This window comes from Streptomyces sp. NPDC048436 (assembly GCF_043200355.1).
Lineage (GTDB): Bacteria > Actinomycetota > Actinomycetes > Streptomycetales > Streptomycetaceae > Streptomyces.
Genome location: NZ_JBICXP010000013.1, coordinates 153,395 through 170,884 on the forward strand (window position 1 = coordinate 153,395; position 17,490 = coordinate 170,884).

Genomic DNA, 17,490 nt, shown 5'->3' on the forward strand with positions numbered 1-17,490 from the left:
GCCAGTCAAGGCAGCGCGGTGTTGCCGTCATGTATGTGGTTTTCGATACGCCGACGATACGTGCCGGCTCGTAGCCTCGGAGCATGCGTGTTTTGATCGTCGAGGACGAGCCCTTTATGGCGGAAGCCATCCGCGATGGCCTGCGCCTGGAAGCGATCGCCGGGGATATCGCGGGTGACGGTGGCACCGCTCTGGAGCTGCTGAGCATCAACACCTACGACATCGCCGTACTCGACCGCGACGTCCCCGGACCCTCCGGTGACGAGATCGCCGAACACATCGTCGCCTCCGGCAGCGGCATGCCGATCCTCATGCTCACCGCGGCCGACCGTCTCGACGACAAGGCGTCCGGGTTCGAGCTCGGCGCCGACGACTACCTCACGAAACCCTTCGAACTCCAAGAGCTCGTGATGCGGCTCAGAGCACTCGACCGCAGACGCGCCCGCAACAGACCCCCCGTACGGGAGATCGCGGGGCTGCGGGTGGATCCGTTCCGCAGAGAGGTCTACCGGGACGGCCGTTACACCGCGCTGACCAGGAAACAGTTCGCCGTGCTCGAAGTCCTCGTCGCCGCCGAAGGCGGTGTCGTCAGCGCCGAAGAACTCCTGGAACGCGCGTGGGACGAGAACGCCGACCCGTTCACCAACGCCGTACGCATCACCGTCTCGGCGCTGCGCAAACGGCTCGGCGAACCGTGGATCATCGCCACCGTGCCTGGCGTCGGCTACCGCGTCGACACGCCACCGGAGGCCGGACGCGAGGGGGCAGTCCGTGGATAGAGCGGATAGGGCACCTGGGGTGAGCGTTCGCCTCAAACTCACCCTCAGCTACGCCGGGTTCCTCATGCTCGCCGGCGTCCTGCTGCTTGCGGCGGTGTGGGTGTTCCTCCTGCGGTACGTCCCCGACCGCGCGATGCTCTACGAGCCTGATGTCAGACCCACACATGGTGTCTTCCCCGTCCGGTCCGCCCTCCTGGATGTCTTCGCTCCGAGGGCAGCCGCCGTACTGGCGTTCCTGCTGGTATTCGGGCTCCTGGGAGGGTGGCTTCTCGCCGGCCGTATGCTTGCCCCCTTGCCCCGCATCGCGGATGCCACACGCAGGGCCACGAGCGGATCGCTCTCCCACCGGATCCGACTGCCGGGCCGCAGGGATGAGTTCAGCGAACTCGCCGACGCCTTCGACACGATGCTCGCCCGGCTCGAAGCACACGTCGCCGAACAGCAGAGGTTCGCAGCCAACGCCTCTCATGAGTTGCGTACCCCGCTCGCGATCTCGAAGACGCTTCTCGACGTGGCCCGCACCGACCCGACGTGCGACACCGGCGAAGTCATCGACCGCCTTCACGACGTCAACACCCGGGCGATCGACCTCACCGAGGCGCTCCTCGTACTCAGCCGCGCCGACCGGGGGTCCTTCACCCGAGAGCACGTCGACCTGTCCCTCATGGCGGAGGAAGCCACCGAGACACTCCTCCCTCTCGCGGAAGAGCACGGCGTCACCATCGAGACCCGCGGCGACATCACCCCCACGACCGGATCGCCGGCGCTTTTGCTGCAGCTGACCATGAACCTCGTACACAACGCGATCGTCCACAATCTGCCGGACCAGGGCACCGTGTGGGTCGCGACCAGCGTCCGCCCCGGGGCTGCGTTGCTCACTGTTGAGAACACCGGCGAGCAGGTCACCCCGGAGCTGGCCTCGACACTCACCGAACCGTTCCGGCGCGGCACCGAACGCGTACACACCGATCACGCCGGCGTCGGCCTCGGCCTGGCCATCGTCAAGACCATCACCCGAGCACACGACGGCACCCTCACCCTCACCCCACGCCCTGCCGGTGGACTCCGCATCACGGTGGAACTACCCGCGACAGCCCAGCACACCGGCAGGTGAAGAATCAGGGGGCCCGAGGATGTCCCAGCAGGCGGCCCGTACCTACAGGGTCGCCAAGGCAGCGCTCGTCCACTCGGCGCGCAGCGCCTTCTTGTCCACCTTGCCGACCTTGGTCGTCGGCAGCTGGTCCAACAGGACCGTCTTCCGAGGCGTGTACAGGTCTCCCAACTCAGCTGTCACGGCCGCGCCGACCATGTCCGGGTCGAGGTCAGCGCCCTCGGCCGTGGCAAGGAAGATCTGAACGGCCTCCCCGTACTCCTCGTCCGGCACGCCCAGCGCCGCCGCGTTGCGCACACCGGGCAGCGTGAGCAGGAAGTCCTCCAGGACCCGCGAGTAGACGTTGTCGCTGGTGCTGCCGGTGACGATGATGTCCTTGGCCCGGTCGACGAGATAGAGGTACCCATCGGCGTCGAGATAGCCCATGTCCCCGGTGCGCAGCCAGCCGTCGTGCAGCGCCTCCGCCGTGCGCTCGGGGTCCTCGTAGTAGCCGAGCATCACCGTCTCACCCCGGACACACACCTCGCCGACCTGCCTGACGGGCAGCGCCACCGTGCTGTCTTCACCACGGATCTCGATCTCGGTGTCGCGTATCGCGCGACCGCAGCTGCGCCAGAGTTCGGGCCGCCGGGGTCCCTGCGAGGCGAGGTCCTCCGCACCGAACGCGGCGATGCCGAGTGCTTCCGACTGGCCGTAGCCCTGGCTGAGTACGGGCCCGAAGACCTCAACTGCCTGCTGCAGCCGACTGGGCGACGAGGCCGCGCCGCCGACGACGATCCGGCGCAGCGCGGGGAGTACGCCCGGCTCACACTCCGGGTGGTCGAGAAGCGCGTACAGCATGGGCGGTACGAACATGGTGGCGGTGATCCGCTCCTCGCGCAGTACCGCCAGCGCCGCGCCCGCTTCGAACTCGGGCAGCACGACGAGGGCGGAACCTGTCACCAGCGCTTGAACCGAGGTGAGGTGGCCACTGCCGTGCGTGAGCAGCGTGGAGGCGAGCACCCGGTCCGTGCCCGGGTCCATGGTCGGGAAGACCGCGGGGTGGGGGTCCTGCGGGGTGCCCTTGACCAAGTCCACCAGCGTGTCGTAGAGACGGTGGCTGTGTGCGGCGAGCTTGGGGCGGCCCAGGGTGCCGCCGGTGTAGAGCACGGTGACGACGTCGTCCGCTCCCGGGGCGGGCACGCCGTCAGGTCGCACCTCGGGGCACTCGTCCGCCAGGGCCAGCAGGTCCGTGCACCGCTGCTCGCAGGGCCCCACGCTTAGCAGCACAGGTGCGTGGACGCTGCGGCCTGCCGCGTCGGCGGCCCGCTCCGCGAAGAGCGGGTCGGTGACCACGGCGCGCGCCCTGGACTGCTCGACCAGGGCGGCGAGCTCGCCGGGCCCCGGCTCGGGCGGCAGGAACACGACGCGGCAGCCGATGAGATGGACCGCGAGCTGCACCAGGACGGAGTCCACGCGGTTGGCCAGGAACAACCCCACTCCGTCGCCGGGCGCGAGCCCCTGTCGACGTAGCGCGTGCCCCAGACCGAACAGCCGCCGCCGAGCCTCTCCCCGGGTCAGCCGCTGCGCGCCCTGGACGAGCGCCTCGGCGTCCTCGTCCGTGTGCCAGTGCTCCAGGATGTGGTCCACGTAGGTCTGCGGCTCGGATGTTTCCTGTGCGTTAACGATCATGAACACATGCAAACATGCCGCTCAGGAACCGTGACCTCACAGGGGGGCGAATTCGGCCATCAGCGGGCGGAGTATCATGCCCCGACCTGGGACGATGTGGTCAGCTACTCGGGCATGCGGACGGGCCGCTCCCCTGCACCTCTCACCGCTCATTTGCGGTTGCCTACGAGACCTCACGGCCGGCTTCCGGCGTCCCTCGTGACAGGGGCATCGGGTGGGGAGAGAGCGCCCTCGTCTGCTCTCGTCCTGATCAACCGCCCCTCCACCGTGCCGATCACCAGGTCTCCGTCCGGCCCCACGCTCAGGCAAGTCGGGGTGTAGACGTGCCCGCCGAGGACGAGCCTCCTCCGCCGCACCACCGTGCCGTCCACTGCTCGCAGCGTGAGCAGCTCGCAAGCCCTTCCCGCTCCGGCCCCGGTCACGGCGTGGACGAGACCGCCGTGGACGTCGACCCCGGTGACCCGCGCGTCGAAGCGGTGCGCCCAGGCCACAGCACCGTCCGGGTAAGCCCGACGTACGAGGTGGGTGCCGTCGGGCGCCGTGCACGTGTGGACGAGCCCTGGCCCAGCATCGTCGTCGGCATACACGGCGGGACCGCCGCGCAGGTAAGGGCCGAGGGAGTCGTCCCAGGCGAACGCGAACAGCCGCTCGATCCCGTCGGGGCCGGCCCGCACGACCCACTTCTCCAGTGCTTCCGGCCTCACGTCCTCCCCACCGCCGACGCCGTGGAGGAAAAGCAGATGGGGCGAGCGTCGTACCGGGAAGTCGTAGGAATTGTCGCTCTCCCCCAACGCCAGAGTGGCCAGCTGTCGCCCGGAAGGCGTGAGTACGACGCCCTCGTTCGGCGGCCACCGCGGCCCGGGGAACAGCTCCCGGGAGTCCCGGGCCACCCAGGCGCCGTCCGTGCGCGCAGCAATGGCCACCGGGAAGTCGAGGCGGAGCTCGGCGAGTTGGACGCCGTCGGCGAGGTCGAACCGGCACAGCAGGGTACGCCGGTCACTGCTGTCGCCAACCAGGACGGTGATCCAGACGCTCTCCTCGTCCGGGGTGACATGCAGCCGGCAGCCGCTGCGTTGCCACTGCCCGTCAGGCACAGGCACGGACCACTGCAGGGTGCCCTCCGGCGACCAGCACTCCAGCAGGGTCCCACTCTCCGCCGCGGCAAGCACCCGGCCGTCCCGCAGCGCCTCCACAACGGCCGCCTTGGCCCGCCGGGTCCAGGCGCGGCCCTTCTCCGCGGCGATGCCGGCAAGGTACCGCTGAGGTTGGTCGATGTCCGGGCCTTTGATGCCGCTCCAGTCGACCTCCGCGGGAACCTGCGGCCAGGAGACCAGCGCCGCGAGCAGGTCGGCAGTCGCGCTCTGCCAGTCGTCGTGCTCAGCGACGGATCGCGTGTACGTCACCTCGCCCGGGTCTGCGTAGTCGATGACCGGCCGGGCGAACGTCACCTCCAGGCGGCGCGCGTCCCGCCAGCGCAGGGCGCTGACACCGGCTCCGGCGACGGCCACATCGGTACGACGCCGGGTCTCCGGCTCGTACAGGTGCAGCCCGCCCCGCAGTTCGAACTCGTCGCCGCCCTCCGTACCCACGGCGAGCACAGGCGAGGCCGGGTGGAAGGCGAGGCCCTCGACCCCCTGCTCGAGCACGATCTGGTCCCACAGGGCGAGATCGTGCGTCCGGTAGACGACGATCCGACCAAGGTCTCCGCGGCTGCTCGCGTGACAACTGACGGCGATCCAGCGGCCGTCCGCGCTCACGTCGGTCGTGTAGGGGTGGCCGATCTCGGGGAACGGGTCGTCGGGTATCAGACGCATCGCAGGAGCCTACCGTCCGATGATCCCGAGGCGTTTGTGCCAGGCCCGGGGCACGGTCGGAAGGGGTAGCGCTGTGACCAGGCATGACGGCCTGACGGATGAGGTCGGGATCCCGGGGAATAAGGGGCGACAGACGATGGGAGGTTGCCATGGATGGAAGAGATCTGGAACTGGGCGAGCTTCTAGCCGCCGCGGAGTCCGCGCCGCCCGGGGAGTCCGTCGGCGTCATCGCGCACGACCTGCGCAAGCGCTTCGGCGCGGAGCGTGTGTCGTTCCTGTTCGTCGATCTCATGGGGCAGCGGCTGCTGCGCCTGAGCGTGCCCGCTGAGGGAGGGAGGGCCGACGGTGCGGAGCAGATCGATTTGCAGGGCAGCATCTACGACGCAGTTCTGCGCAGCCAGCGCCAACACGTGGAACCGGACGGTCAGGGTGGACGGCGTGTCATCTCGCCGGTGACCAATCGCGGTGACTGCATCGGTGTGCTGGAGGTGACGCTGCAGTACGCCGACGACACCGTACTCGGACAGATCAGCGAAGCGGCCCACGCGCTGGCTTACATCATCGTCACGGACCGCCGCTTCACCGACCTGTACCACGCGGGCCGACGCACCACCCGGACCAGCCTGGCCGCCGAGATCCAGCACCAGTTGCTCCCTTCGGCCTCCTGCTGCGAGGCCCCCCAGTTCACCCTCGCCGCCGGGCTGGTCCCGGCCGACGACATCGGTGGCGACACCTACGACTACACGCTCGATCAGGACACGCTCCACCTGTCCATCACTGATGCCATGGGCCACGACACCGACTCCGCCCTGCTGGCGACATTGGTCACGAGCGCGTTGCGCGGTGCCCGCCGTACTGGCTGCGACGCGCTCCGTCAGGCCCAGCGTGCCCACGAAGCCCTGCTGACCCACAGTCGTGCCCTGGCCACCGGACAACTGCTCTGCGTCCGTCTCGAGACGGGCACCTGCGAACTGGTCAACGCGGGACACCCCTGGCCTCTGCGCCTACGAGACGGCGCTGCCGAGGTCGAGGAGGTCCAGCTCGCCGTCAACCTGCCGTTCGGCGTGACGGCGCCCACCTCATACCAACTACAGGAGCTTCAGCTGCTCCCCGGCGACCGCCTGGTCCTGCTCACCGACGGCATGCAGGATCGCGAGGCCACAGCTGTCGACCTGGGCGCTCTCGTGCGTGACACCCGTACCTCGCACCCCAGGGAGGCCGTTCGTACTCTGACGACAGCCGTACTGGACGCCTGCCGGGGCAACCTGAAGGACGACGCGACCGTCCTCATCCTGGACTGGCACGGCTCCGCTCCGCGGATGAGCGACGACCGTGAATCTGTGCAGAGCCGGGCATACCGATGAACCGCCCCGGCTCGTTTCCACCCATGGGCGGGCCCATAGGACGCCAAGACGATGCGCTGAAGCGGGGCGCGGCAGGAAGCGGATCGCGGCGGTGGCTAAAATCGGCTGCTATGTCGAAGCCTGACGAACTGCTTGTCGAAGTTGCCGCCCTGGTGGAGTCCGGGCACAGCAATCAGATGTCCCTGACCGTGGTCGCCGGTGGTGCTGTCATCACCGGTCGGCTGGCTCCCGAAGCCGTCTGGAGGCAGCGGGTGTCGGAGGTCCTGGCCGACTCGGCCAGCCTGAGCGGTTTCTCCGCCGTGTTCACCGCGGCGACTCCCGAGGAGGGGCCGCCCACGCATCTGCATTTCCATGTGGCGCGGATTCTGCAGGGCGCCGTAGGGATCCCGGAGACAGGTGGGATGTACCGGGTGGCGATCGAGGAAGTCAGTGCCTGGACGATGGGCGACTTCAGCTACTCCGACCACTGACCTACTATCGCGCCGAGAAACCTCGGTATGTACGCGGTGAGGGTCCGACCGGCGTATCGCGGTCGGACCCTCACTGTTGTGTTGGTGCCGGCGTGTCTGCCTGTCGGTCGGACGGCCGCGGGAACCGCGCCGGCGCGTGAGCACACAAGCCTCACGTGTCCGTGTCGGGGAGCCTTGACGGAGCACCGCTGCGCGGCACCTCCGGAATCGGAGCTACGGCATCACTGGCCAACGTCGGCCAACGATGAGTTCACGTACCGCGTCGAGAAGACCACAGTGACAAGCGGTCTCGGTGATGACCGGCATTCACGAGGGACGCCTCCGCCGCACGGGGGAAGCGGCTCATACGCCGGTCTGATTCCTGCGCACCGCGGATCCAGAACAGTGAGCCCATGGCGATCAGCGAGACGAGTCCAACGAGGCGGACGACGCAGATGAAGCGGACGGGGGGCAGTGCGCACGTCCAATGGGGGCGACGCCGACTCCGGTGCCAGTCACCTGAGTTGGGGACCACGGGAGGCCGTCCGTGACGATCTGGCTCATGTCGTTCCCGGCCTTCGCGTCTTTGCTGGCCTTGTTCGCCCTGGTGGAGAGCGCATGGCGATGGTTCACGGGGCTTGGCTTGATCCCCTGGCTACGCAGGCGCACGGGGCAGTCGCTGTCGAACATCGCCTTCGATGAATTCACGGCGGTCGTGAACGGAAACAAGACAGTTGAACTCGAGCAGCGGCGGGTGGAACTGCTGAGGCGGGACGACGAGAGCGACGGTGCGCCGCCCCGCTCCAGCATTGACCTGATCAAGGGCACGGCGGTCATCGTGTTGCCACAGGGGGCGAATGGCCCGTGCGCCGGCGATCCCGAAGCCCTTGAGGGACGGCAATGAGACGCGAATCGGAGGACAAAGGCGCAGAGTCGCCGTCCACGCTGTGGGGTCGTATCGCGTGCTTATGGGCCGCCGCGTTCGCCGGGTTGCACTTCTACTGGGCCGTCGGCGGCGATGTGGGGCTGAGCATCTCCGCCGGTCCGCTTGCCACGGAGCGCCCGCTGTGGTTCGTCGCAGCCGGTTTGTGGGGTGTGGGTGCGCTCTGTCTCATCGGCGCCTTGTTGGCATGGCTGCTTGCCCGTCCCAGGCTCCGGGGCCGTCCCGCTCTGCTGGCACGGTGGCTGGGGTGGGGCGTCGGTACCCTCCTGCTGGTCCGGGGCATCGGCATCGAGGTGCTGCTGCTGACCAACACGACGCGCATGGACACCTCAGTGAGCGCGGGGCAGCGGGCCTGGACGCTGGCCCTCTGGAACCCCTGGTTCATCACCGGAGGACTGGCCTTCGGCCTCGCCGCTCGTCAGTCCCGTACGCCTATCGGCGCGGAACCTTCCCCGTCCAGAGGCTGGGTGGCGGCCGACCCACTGGCGCTCGACCGGCCTCGCTCGACACGGACACGGACACCCCTCCCGCCTGGAGTCGCAGCCGGCCGCCGCTGACGGGAAGCTGGACGCGGCGGTCCTGAACCGGGCCGACGAGATCCCCACCCCCGGCACAGTGAAACGCGGCCGCCGGCAGCTTCAACACCCGCGCTGCGCTGCTCTGCTGACAGCTAAGCCCGGCCAGACCGGGCTCGACAATCCCTACAGTCCACTCCCATGACGACGCTTACGACGCGCACGGTCGAGTACACGGCCGACGGCCTCACGATGATCGGGCACCTCGCGCTCCCGGCCGGTGTCGACCGCCGGCCCGCGGTCCTGATCGGGCCCGAGGGGCCGGGGCTCAACGACTTCCAGCGCCGCCGGGCCGACGCCCTCGCCGAGCTGGGGTACGTGGCGCTGGCCTTCGACATCAACGGCGGGCGCTGGTTCACCGACCCCGAGGAGATGCTGGCGCGCATTACCCCCCTGCTCGCCGACCCCGACCGGATGCGGGACATCGGCCACGCGGCGCTCGACGTGCTGCGCGCCGAACCGCGGACCGACCCCGAGCGCGTCGCCGCCGTCGGCTACGGCACCGGGGGCGCGATCGTACTGGAACTCGGCCGCGACGGCGTCGACCTGCACGCGATCGGGACAGTCAACGCACTGACTACGGGACGACCGGGAGAGTCGGCACGCATACGCTGCCCGGTGTGGGCCGGGGTCGGATCGGAAGACCCGATCATGCCGCCCGCGCAACGGGAAGCGTTCACCGCCGAGATGCAGGCCGCGGGCGTCGACTGGCGTCTCGTCGTCTACGGGGGCGCCATGCACGCCTTCCACCATCCGCCGGTCGACCTCGACCAGACCGTGCTCCCCGGCGTCGGGTACCACCCACGGCACGCGCAGCGAGCCTGGCGCGACGTCGTCGGCCTGCTCGCCGAGTGCCTGCCCGTGCCCCGTTGAAGCGTGTCTGGCAGATAGCAGTTCGCCGACCTGCCAGGGCGGCGAGCCGCCGGTGCGTTGGTAACGGTCATGGTAGATGGCGTAGTTCAGCCCTCCGCGGCCATCGCGGGCACGCCCGATCTCGGACATGTACGCGCGGCCGGACGCGGTGTCGCCATCAAGCTGGGCAACCCTGAGTATCCGGTCGAAGGTGAAGACGCCCCCTAGCCGTCCCGCGCCCACGGCCGCAGCTTCTCCGGATTGCGGACCGCCCAGATGCGGGTGACGCGGCCGTCGGCGACTTCGAACGAGGCTACGGTCATGACCGCGCCGGCACGTTGGGCCACCAGGCCCGGCACACCGTTCACCGACCGCTCCACGAGTTCGAGCCCCGGAGCCTTGTCGGCGATGGCGACCATGTACTGGGCGATGCGCGCGCCACCTTCGATCGGGCGCAGGACGGCTCCGACCAGGCCGCCGCCGTCGGCGGTCATCACGGCGGCCGGGTCGAGGAGGTCGACGAGGGCCGCGATGTCCTTCGTCTCCCATGCCTCTTTGACATGCCGCACCACGTCGGCCTGCCCGGCCACCGTCACCGGAGCGCGCGCGACGCCCACCCGCCGCCGGGCGGAGGCCGCCAATTGCTTGCAAGCGGCAGGAGTCCGGCCGAGGATGCCGGCGATCTCGGCGAAGGGGTAACGGAAGACGTCGTGCAGGACGAACGCCACCCGCTCGGCGGGCGTCATCGACTCCAGGACGACGAGGAAGGCCATGGTCACCGATTCGTCCAGGACCATCTGATCGGCAGGATCGGTGCCATGGCCCTGGTCCCGCTCGGCGCGGTCCGGCAACGGTTCGGGCAGCCACGCGCCGACATAGCGTTCACGCCGTGCCCGCGCCGAACCGAGCACGTCCAGGCAGACGCGGCCGGTCACCGTCGTCAGCCAGGCGCCGGGGGACACGATCTCCTCCTGCCGACTACGTGGCATCGCGTACCAACGCGCGTACGCCTCCTGTACGGCATCCTCGGCTTCGGCCAGGGAACCGAGCAACCGGTAGGCGACATTGATCAGTTGGCGCCGCTCACCGGCTATCTCGTCCGTGCTCGCCCCAGCCATCCCCGTGCCCCCGGCCGCCTCGTCGCCTTACCTTCCACAGGCCCACGTCGTCGGGCTGGTGAGAGCTTATCGATCTACTGCTTCCGGGCAGAACAGGGGAACCGTGACATGGCCATCCAGGCGACAAGACAGCGCAGCTTCTCGTTTCTGCAGATCGCGATCACCGCGCAGACTCTGACCATCTTCCTTCAAGCGGTCACCGCCGGACTGCTGTTGACCTCGTCCTATGGTGAGACGCTGCACAGCGTCGGAGCCCGGGTGATGTACGGGTCGACGATGCTGTACGTCCTCGCTGCGATGCTGGCGTGGAAGCCGGGCGGCGGCTCACTCCGGCCCGTCTGGCACGCGTCCGGCTTCCTTGCCCTCGCCTCGGTCCAGGTCGTGCTCGGTATCGCGCACGTACCGTCGGTCCATCTCCCCCTGGGGGTCCTGATGTTCGGACTGAGCGTGCTGGCGCTGGCTCGGCGCTGAAATCCCCTACGGGGGCGCATCGGAACGACGAGGCCACCCTCTCGCTGGAACAGGCACTCGCGAATCTCGCGGGAGGAGTACGTCCGGTCGGCGAGCACGTGCGGTGGCCGGGGCCGTGCGCGCAGGCGCGCGGCGCGGACGTCACATGCGGTTCGAAACATCCGGTTCGAACCCGGCAGGTCATGAAGGTGGGCAAGGAGGAGCAGACTGGTGGTATGGAGACCGACCGGCCCAGTTCCTTCCCCGGGGCGTCCGACGCCGCACGCGGGAAGGGTGACGAGCGGGAGCGGCAGCAGGAAGCCGCTCCCGCGGACCGGCGTGACGCTGCTGCGGATGAGCGGGAAGAAGTGGCCGACGAGCGGGAGCAGGCGGCCGATGAGCGGGAGCGTTACGCCGATGCGCGCGAGGCCGTCGCAGACGAGCGGGAGGCCCGGCTCGACACGCGGGAGGGCGAAGTGGACGCGCGCGCCCGCAGCACAGGGCTGATGGCGCCCGCTCTTCGACGACGTGCGTACGAGGCAGTCTCCCGGGCCCGCGAACTGACCAAGGCCACCCAGTACCGCATAGAGCGCGACGAAGCGATGCTGCACCGTGCTGACGCTCGCGATGATCGGGAACAGGGCACCGTCGAGCGCGAGGCGGCCGCCTCCTCCGCACGGCGGGCTGAAGGAGACCAGCAGCGTGGTCGCACGGACCGCGACAAGGGCGGCGGCTGAACGCCTCGGCTCACCTGTAAGTCCTCTCCGGACCAGGTCATCGAACAGCGCCCCACATGGCACAAGCCCATGTCCGTACACGTCGGGGATCTGCTGGAGCACGAGGAACCGTACGGGCCCCATCACACGCAAAGGAGGCCCACCGCCACCGCACGGGCGCCGAGAACGTCGTCCGCGTGCCCGCAAAGCCGCCCCGACAGGGGCCGGGCCACGCCCGGCCCGGCCCTCAGCGTGCTGAAACTGCACTCGCCGGCCCCCGCCCTCCCGCTCAGGCCGACTTCGACTTCTTCGCCGTCGTCTTCTTGTCGGCTGCCTTCTTCGCCGCGGTCTTCTTGGCGGGGGCCTTCTTGGCGGGAACCCTCTTCGCCGTCTTCTTCTTGGGCCTCATCTCGTGGACGGTGGCGCCCTGCCCGTCCTCGCCATCCTCTCCTCGGGAGGCCTTCGCCTTCGACACCGACTCCCGCAAGGCGGCCATCAGGTCGACGACCTTCCCCGTCGGCGCCTCCTCCACGTCGGGCTTGGGCGGCTTCTTCCCCTCGGCCTTCGCGTGGATGACCTGCTCCAGGGCGGCGGTATAGCGGTCGGTGGCCCAGTCATGGCCGACGACGTCGTCGACCGTCATGGAGTCGATGAGATGCACTGCCTCGTCGATCTCCTTGTCGTCGAGGTCGACGCCCTTCGGTGTGAGGCTGTCGGGGCTACGCACCTCGTCATCCCATTTCATGGCGTGCAGGAGGATGACGTCGTCCTGCACGCGGAGGAGGCCCAGCCTCTCCCGACCGTGCCACGCGAATTTGGCGATGGCGGCCTTGCTGCTGCGCTCCAGCGCCTTGCGGAGCAGCGTGTACGGCTTCGCGGAAACCTGCCCGTCGCCCTGAAGGTAGTAGCCCTCCCCGATGCGGATGGGATCGATCGTCTCGTAGGGCACGAACGCCGCGATCTCGATCGCCTTGGCCGTGGGGAGAGGCATCTCGTCCAGTTCCTCATCGGCGACCGCGACGATCGTGTCCTTGGACGCCTCGAACCCCTTGCCGATCTCTCCATTCGAGACCTCGCGGTCCTCGATCTCGCAGATCTTCTTCGTACGAACCCGGCCCATGTCTTCCGTGTGGTACTGGTGAAAACGGATGCTGTGGTTCTCGGTCGCAGGCAGAACGCGTATGGGAATGGTTACCAAACCGAACGAGATCGCGCCGGACCAGACGGGGCGGGGCATGACGAACCTCCATGGTCAGCCCCGAGGTGTCCAGGCTATGGCGGGCTGCGGGATCCGGCATCCTTGGCCTCTACTCCGATGGTCGCGGACGCCCTGTCGCCATCAACGGCCGTTCCGTGCAGTTCGGTGGGGCGCTCGTCGACCTGCCGTGGTCTGTTGCGGGGACAAGTGGACCTGGTTAGGCGTGCTTCGCCGAGCCTGGGGATCCTGTCGGAGCGCTTCACCGACGACGCCTACCGCAACCCGATCCCGATCGGGACTCCCTCCGTCCCGTCTGGCCGCCGCCCCGGTCCGCTTCACCCCCGGCGCCCGCGACGGCTATGTGGTGCTGGCCACCGCCGACCAGACGGTCTAATGCCCGGCCAGCGAGGAACACTGGCACGACGCCACCGACACCACCCTCGAGTACGCCGCGGCCCTGAAGCCCGCCTCGGGTGCAGGGCGATGTTGACGCCCAGGCTGTCCAAGGTGATCACGACGGAGCGCAGCAGTGTCGCCGCCAGGAGTTGAATGATTTCACTGAGAATCAGGTTGGCGGCAAGCGAGCAGAATTCCCCCGAGGGCGCTCTCCGCAGAGGTCACAGTCCTGTGTACCTCGACGGTAAAGCCTGCGTCGCTGAGCCAGGCGGTCATCTGACGATGCTGGCGACGATGGACATGGACTTTCATCGGGTGCCCGCCGTACCCCTGTGTCTTCAACTGCGACTCATCACCGACGTGGAAGCTGAGCAGAAGACGCCCGCCCGGCCGAAGCACGCGCTGAAAGTGCGCAAAGACCGAGGTGACCTCCTCGTCGGGGACATGGATCAACGAGAACCAAGCGACCAAGCCAGTCATCGAGCCGTCCGCGAGAGCGAGGTCCGTCATGGAGCCGAGCTCGAACCGAAGGCCAGGGTGGTCGCGCCTCGCCACCTCGATCATCCCGGGCGAGAGATCGATCCCGAACGCCTCCATACCCAACTGACACAGGTGAGCCGTGATCCTCCCCGTCCCGCATCCCACGTCAGCGACGGGACCGCCACCCTGAGCGCGCACCAGGTCCCCGAACAAGGCCAGGACAGCGCGCTCCTCCGGCGTCTCATCCAGGAGGTGACGCGTGATGTCTGCGTAGCTTGCAGCCACGGTGTCGTAGGACATCCGCGTGTCTTCCAGCCAGCCCTCAGTGCTCGGTTCGATGTCCACGCCCGCAGGCTACCCACAGCGGAACCCTAAGAACGCGACAGGAACGTCCAGCTCACCGACACCACCTTCGCGGCGACACGCTCTCGACTTCCGAGCGAAATAGTAGAATTGCCCGATAATGCGGGAGTGCTCAAAACCACGCTGCCCCGACTGATCGTCCCCTTGCTCATCTGCACGGTTTCCCTCAGTGGGTGCAGCAACGAAAGAGCTCCGGCCGACAGCCAGTCGGGCAATAATGCACCGCCACACCAAACCCACGGCCAAAGAGCGTTCGATGAGCGGCCCACCACAATCCCCCAACTCGGGCAACAGATGCAGAACACCGTGGACCGCATGGGCGCCAAGCAGGTTGTCCTGGTGTCAGGAGACGCGCCCGACTCCAGCTACGCCACAGTCCACTTGTTCGAACGCGAGGCCATGGGCGGATGGCGCAGAGTCTTCGAACCGTGGCCGGCCCGCAACGGCCAGCGCGGCTGGACCGCCCGGCACATCGCAGGCGACCGGAGCACTCCGGTCGGGGTATTCGGCCTCAGCGACGCCGGCGGTCTGCTGCCCGACCCGGGTTCCAAGCTGCCTTACGACCAGTCCCCCGTCTACGACGAGGACGGCGTCGGCTTCCTGGGGCAGTCCCTCAAGGGGGCCTTTGACCACGTGGTGGCCATCAATTACAACCGTCAGCCCGGCACTCCGCCCAGAGACCTCGTACGACCGCTGGGGCCCGAACGCGGTGGAGGCATCTTCATCCACATCGAACATGGTGGGCCGACACAGGCATGCGTGGCGCTACCGCGTAAGAAGATGTCTGAACTCCTGAGATGGCTCGACCCCAAGATGAAACCGGTGATCGCCATGGGTGACATCGAATCAGTCTCACGTTGACTCCGCCGCTGCGCAGCGGCCGGCCCAGGGACCGCAGCACCTGATGCCGAGCGCGGCGTCGACCGCGCCAGCGGCGTCCGCGGAGCTTCGACTCCCTGAGCGCATCGGCGCTCCGTAGCCCCCTGCCCGGCAACCGGATCATCAGCTTCTGCTGGTCCCGGGTTACGTGATCGTGCAAGGGTGGCGCCCATGACGACAGAGCGATTCGAAGTACAGCGCCAGATAGCCGCGTCCCCGGAGAAAATCTTCGCGTTGTTGTGTGACCCCGCCGGACACGTGGCGATCGACAGTTCAGGAATGCTGCAGTCCGCCGAGGGGAAACCCGTGCGCGGAGCCGGCGACGAATTCGTCGTCCACATGGACCGTGAGGCGTTGAACGACTACCCGTTGGGCAAGTACGACGTCACCGTCATCATCACGCAATTCGAGCAGGACGCCCTGATCGAATGGACCATCTCCGGCCAGATACAGCCTCCCATCCGGCACCTCTACGGCTACCGGCTCAGCGCCGCCGAGGGCGGCACGCTGGTGACTTCGTACTACGACTGGAGCGAAATCGAGGAGCGGTACCGGGACGCGGGCATCTTCCCGGTCATCCCTGAGGCAGGCCTTCGCGCGACCCTCGGAATTCTGGCGCGGAACGTGGAGCGGTGACACCGGGCAGACAGTCAGGGTCTTTACGTGAAGTGATCTTGCTCGGGTTCATCCGGTGAAGCCCAGCGCGTAGGTCCGGCCAGGCAGCAGGGCCTGTCTGCCGTAGAGGTGTGTGCGCGCCATTCGGGTGGTGGGGAGAAGCGTGGGAAGACGACAAAGACGACACCTCCGTGGTTCGTCGCTCCCCATGCCTCCCTCCTGCCGCGCCCCCCCCGTTCCTCAGACAGTGCTGAGCGGGTGCGCCGCCGTGACAGAGCGCGGAGGCCAGGCGCGTGGGGCCAGGATGCCGAGGACGTAGGCGCGGGCCACGAGGGCGGGGCGGGTTGCGGCGTTCAGGTGTTGCCGTAGGCGGCTGAGGTGGTAGTCGACCGTCTGCCGGGACAGCTTCAGCGATGTGGCGATGTCACTGTTGCTGCAGCCCTCCGCCAGGAGGGAGAGGATGCGGATCTGCGCGGCGGTGAGCGACGGATGGGCCTCGTGGGCCAGGCTCTGGTGGGTGACGACGGCCCACACGTGCCGGGCCCGGGCAGCGGAATGGCCGACCGTCGTCAGGTGGAGGTGTGCGCGGCGTTGTCGCCCCTGGCTGTCGACCAGGGCCGCGGACGTCTCCACCCGTCTGGTGCGGCGGGCTATCAGCCCCTTCCATCTGCGGTGCAGTCCTTCCAGGTCGGGGTCGGGAGCGAGCAGGGTGTGCACGCGACGGCCGACAAGCTCGGGCAGGCTGAGGTGGAACAGTTCGGCGGCCGCCGCGCTCGCCTCGATCACGCGTCCGTTGACCGAGAGCAGTGCGCAGGGCAGACCGCTGTGGTCGCGCAGCGCCTGGAGGTTCTCCTCCGCCTCCTGCCGCTGGGCCGTGGCGCGGACGTGGTCCGTGATGTCCACGTAGATTCCGGCCACGCAGGTCTCCGCGTTCTCCCGTACGGGGAAACGATGGCCGACCGTCTGACCGGCGCTGCCATCTGGGCGGCGGTAGCTGAGCGTGTGGCGTACCGGCGTACCCCGGGTGAGGATCTCCTGGTCGAGGGCGCGGAACTGGGCGGCCTCGGCGGGGGCGTCGAAGTCCTCGATGCACTTGCCGGCGAGTTCCTCCGCGGTGGTGCCGTAGAGGTGCGCGTAGGCGTGGTTGGCCCATAGGTAGCGTCCGCTTCGGTCCCGGATGAAGGCGGCGGCCGGGGCCAGGTCGACGAGGTCCGCGAAGGCGGCGTACCGGCGCGGGATTTCGGGGTGGGCGTCGACCTCGACCGCGAGGCCGCGTGTACGGCTGTGGGCGCGGTTCTCGTCCAGGGGCCAGCTCACGTCGAAGGTGCGGCCGTCGAACCGGGCCTGCCAGCGGCCGTCCTGCGATGAGTGCCCCATGGCCGAGAGTTCCTGGTGCATCCGGTCCAGGAAACGCTGCGCTGTACGGGTGTCGGCGAAGGCGCCGCCTCCCCTCTCCAGGACCTGCCACGGCTCGTCGACCTCCCACCAGAACACGGGAAGCTGCTCGAGCAGCGCCTTGAGGCTGGAATCGTCCACAGCGGTCTCTCCGTCCGTATACGGCAATTGACGCTCAGTCACCACGCGTTGCGTATCCCGTCCTACTGCCGGACATGCTCGGTTCTCAGCCGAAGTGGCAGCCGACCGCGGAACGTGCGGCGGCCCAACACGGCCTGCGACTCAGGCATTTGCCTGAGTCGCAGGCGTCCCCGCCGACGCT

17 protein-coding genes are annotated in these 17,490 nt (G+C 68.4%); 11 read left to right on the plus strand and 6 right to left on the minus strand.

What is annotated here, in order from left to right; all coding sequences use genetic code 11:
• Positions 1 to 83 precede the first annotated feature (83 nt).
• Both ACGFX9_RS33140 and ACGFX9_RS33145 read left to right on the plus strand, forming a co-directional pair.
• A complete protein-coding gene (locus ACGFX9_RS33140; protein ID WP_393481701.1) occupies positions 84 to 779 on the plus strand; it encodes a response regulator transcription factor in 696 nt (231 codons plus the stop codon).
• A 19-nt stretch (positions 780 to 798) separates the two neighbouring features.
• Positions 799 to 1,893 (plus strand): sensor histidine kinase, encoded by a 1,095-nt coding sequence (locus ACGFX9_RS33145; protein WP_393481704.1) that lies wholly within the window; start codon positions 799 to 801, stop codon positions 1,891 to 1,893.
• Positions 1,894 to 1,935: 42 nt separating this feature from the next.
• Here ACGFX9_RS33145 and ACGFX9_RS33150 read toward each other — a convergent pair whose 3' ends face one another.
• Positions 1,936 to 3,561, minus strand: coding sequence for a class I adenylate-forming enzyme family protein (locus tag ACGFX9_RS33150; RefSeq protein ID WP_393481707.1), 1,626 nt, complete (start codon positions 3,559 to 3,561; stop codon positions 1,936 to 1,938).
• Positions 3,562 to 3,734: 173 nt separating this feature from the next.
• Positions 3,735 to 5,375: a hypothetical protein gene (locus tag ACGFX9_RS33155; RefSeq protein WP_393481710.1), complete on the minus strand. Its 1,641-nt coding sequence runs from the start codon at positions 5,373 to 5,375 to the stop codon at positions 3,735 to 3,737.
• 149 nt (positions 5,376 to 5,524) lie between these two features.
• On the opposite strand from ACGFX9_RS33155, the gene ACGFX9_RS33160 reads away from it, so the two are divergent.
• From ACGFX9_RS33160 to ACGFX9_RS33180, 5 genes are all read left to right on the plus strand, one after another.
• Entirely contained in the window at positions 5,525 to 6,739 is a 1,215-nt protein-coding gene (locus tag ACGFX9_RS33160; RefSeq protein ID WP_393481712.1) for a PP2C family protein-serine/threonine phosphatase, read from the plus strand.
• A gap of 110 nt (positions 6,740 to 6,849) precedes the next feature.
• On the plus strand, positions 6,850 to 7,209 hold the full coding sequence (locus tag ACGFX9_RS33165; RefSeq protein ID WP_393481716.1) for a hypothetical protein: 360 nt from the start codon (positions 6,850 to 6,852) through the stop codon (positions 7,207 to 7,209).
• 526 nt (positions 7,210 to 7,735) lie between these two features.
• Positions 7,736 to 8,092: a DUF6191 domain-containing protein gene (locus tag ACGFX9_RS33170; RefSeq protein ID WP_393481719.1), complete on the plus strand. Its 357-nt coding sequence runs from the start codon at positions 7,736 to 7,738 to the stop codon at positions 8,090 to 8,092.
• On the plus strand, positions 8,089 to 8,688 hold the full coding sequence (locus ACGFX9_RS33175; protein WP_393481722.1) for a DUF3995 domain-containing protein: 600 nt from the start codon (positions 8,089 to 8,091) through the stop codon (positions 8,686 to 8,688). The genes ACGFX9_RS33170 and ACGFX9_RS33175 overlap by 4 nt, the downstream gene beginning before the upstream one ends.
• Before the next feature lie 159 nt (positions 8,689 to 8,847).
• Positions 8,848 to 9,579, plus strand: a complete 732-nt coding sequence (locus ACGFX9_RS33180; RefSeq protein WP_393481725.1) for a dienelactone hydrolase family protein — start codon at positions 8,848 to 8,850, stop codon at positions 9,577 to 9,579.
• 203 nt (positions 9,580 to 9,782) lie between these two features.
• On the opposite strand, the gene sigJ is transcribed toward ACGFX9_RS33180, so the two are convergent.
• Positions 9,783 to 10,676 (minus strand): RNA polymerase sigma factor SigJ, encoded by an 894-nt coding sequence (gene sigJ, locus ACGFX9_RS33185; RefSeq protein WP_393481728.1) that lies wholly within the window; start codon positions 10,674 to 10,676, stop codon positions 9,783 to 9,785.
• Positions 10,677 to 10,784: 108 nt separating this feature from the next.
• Between sigJ and ACGFX9_RS33190 the strand changes: the two genes are divergently transcribed.
• The gene (locus tag ACGFX9_RS33190; RefSeq protein ID WP_393481732.1) at positions 10,785 to 11,147 is read left to right on the plus strand and encodes a hypothetical protein; all 363 of its coding nucleotides are present in this window, start codon (positions 10,785 to 10,787) and stop codon (positions 11,145 to 11,147) included.
• Between the two features lie 215 nt (positions 11,148 to 11,362).
• Positions 11,363 to 11,863, plus strand: coding sequence for a hypothetical protein (locus ACGFX9_RS33195; protein ID WP_393481734.1), 501 nt, complete (start codon positions 11,363 to 11,365; stop codon positions 11,861 to 11,863).
• A gap of 268 nt (positions 11,864 to 12,131) precedes the next feature.
• Here the strand turns inward: ACGFX9_RS33195 and ACGFX9_RS33200 are convergent, their stop codons facing one another.
• Together ACGFX9_RS33200 and ACGFX9_RS33205 are read right to left on the minus strand one after the other, a co-directional pair.
• Positions 12,132 to 13,079: a Ku protein gene (locus ACGFX9_RS33200; protein ID WP_393481739.1), complete on the minus strand. Its 948-nt coding sequence runs from the start codon at positions 13,077 to 13,079 to the stop codon at positions 12,132 to 12,134.
• A gap of 516 nt (positions 13,080 to 13,595) precedes the next feature.
• On the minus strand, positions 13,596 to 14,216 hold the full coding sequence (locus ACGFX9_RS33205) for a class I SAM-dependent methyltransferase (protein WP_393481941.1): 621 nt from the start codon (positions 14,214 to 14,216) through the stop codon (positions 13,596 to 13,598).
• Between the two features lie 171 nt (positions 14,217 to 14,387).
• Here ACGFX9_RS33205 and ACGFX9_RS33210 point away from each other — a divergent pair, with 171 nt between their 5' ends.
• Both ACGFX9_RS33210 and ACGFX9_RS33215 read left to right on the plus strand, forming a co-directional pair.
• Positions 14,388 to 15,140 carry a L,D-transpeptidase family protein gene (locus ACGFX9_RS33210; RefSeq protein WP_393481742.1) on the plus strand — a complete coding sequence of 251 codons (753 nt, stop codon included), beginning with the start codon at positions 14,388 to 14,390 and terminating at the stop codon, positions 15,138 to 15,140.
• 189 nt (positions 15,141 to 15,329) lie between these two features.
• Positions 15,330 to 15,794, plus strand: a complete 465-nt coding sequence (locus ACGFX9_RS33215; RefSeq protein ID WP_393481745.1) for an SRPBCC family protein — start codon at positions 15,330 to 15,332, stop codon at positions 15,792 to 15,794.
• 219 nt (positions 15,795 to 16,013) lie between these two features.
• Here the strand turns inward: ACGFX9_RS33215 and ACGFX9_RS33220 are convergent, their stop codons facing one another.
• Positions 16,014 to 17,309: a PAS domain S-box protein gene (locus tag ACGFX9_RS33220; protein ID WP_393481748.1), complete on the minus strand. Its 1,296-nt coding sequence runs from the start codon at positions 17,307 to 17,309 to the stop codon at positions 16,014 to 16,016.
• Positions 17,310 to 17,490 lie beyond the last annotated feature (181 nt).

Excerpts from the sequence above, each read along its gene's own strand:
- ACGFX9_RS33200 (WP_393481739.1), bottom strand. The coding sequence starts at position 13,079 with ATGCCCCGCCCCGTCTGGTCCGGCGCGATCTCGTTCGGTTTGGTAACC.
- ACGFX9_RS33175 (WP_393481722.1), top strand. The coding sequence starts at position 8,089 with ATGAGACGCGAATCGGAGGACAAAGGCGCAGAGTCGCCGTCCACGCTG.
- sigJ (WP_393481728.1), bottom strand. The coding sequence starts at position 10,676 with ATGGCTGGGGCGAGCACGGACGAGATAGCCGGTGAGCGGCGCCAACTG.
- ACGFX9_RS33215 (WP_393481745.1), top strand. The coding sequence starts at position 15,330 with ATGACGACAGAGCGATTCGAAGTACAGCGCCAGATAGCCGCGTCCCCG.
- ACGFX9_RS33150 (WP_393481707.1), bottom strand. The coding sequence starts at position 3,561 with ATGATCGTTAACGCACAGGAAACATCCGAGCCGCAGACCTACGTGGAC.
- ACGFX9_RS33195 (WP_393481734.1), top strand. The coding sequence starts at position 11,363 with ATGGAGACCGACCGGCCCAGTTCCTTCCCCGGGGCGTCCGACGCCGCA.
- ACGFX9_RS33155 (WP_393481710.1), bottom strand. The coding sequence starts at position 5,375 with ATGCGTCTGATACCCGACGACCCGTTCCCCGAGATCGGCCACCCCTAC.
- ACGFX9_RS33160 (WP_393481712.1), top strand. The coding sequence starts at position 5,525 with ATGGATGGAAGAGATCTGGAACTGGGCGAGCTTCTAGCCGCCGCGGAG.
- ACGFX9_RS33165 (WP_393481716.1), top strand. The coding sequence starts at position 6,850 with ATGTCGAAGCCTGACGAACTGCTTGTCGAAGTTGCCGCCCTGGTGGAG.
- ACGFX9_RS33140 (WP_393481701.1), top strand. The coding sequence starts at position 84 with ATGCGTGTTTTGATCGTCGAGGACGAGCCCTTTATGGCGGAAGCCATC.
- ACGFX9_RS33190 (WP_393481732.1), top strand. The coding sequence starts at position 10,785 with ATGGCCATCCAGGCGACAAGACAGCGCAGCTTCTCGTTTCTGCAGATC.
- ACGFX9_RS33205 (WP_393481941.1), bottom strand. The coding sequence starts at position 14,216 with ATGTCCTACGACACCGTGGCTGCAAGCTACGCAGACATCACGCGTCAC.
- ACGFX9_RS33180 (WP_393481725.1), top strand. The coding sequence starts at position 8,848 with ATGACGACGCTTACGACGCGCACGGTCGAGTACACGGCCGACGGCCTC.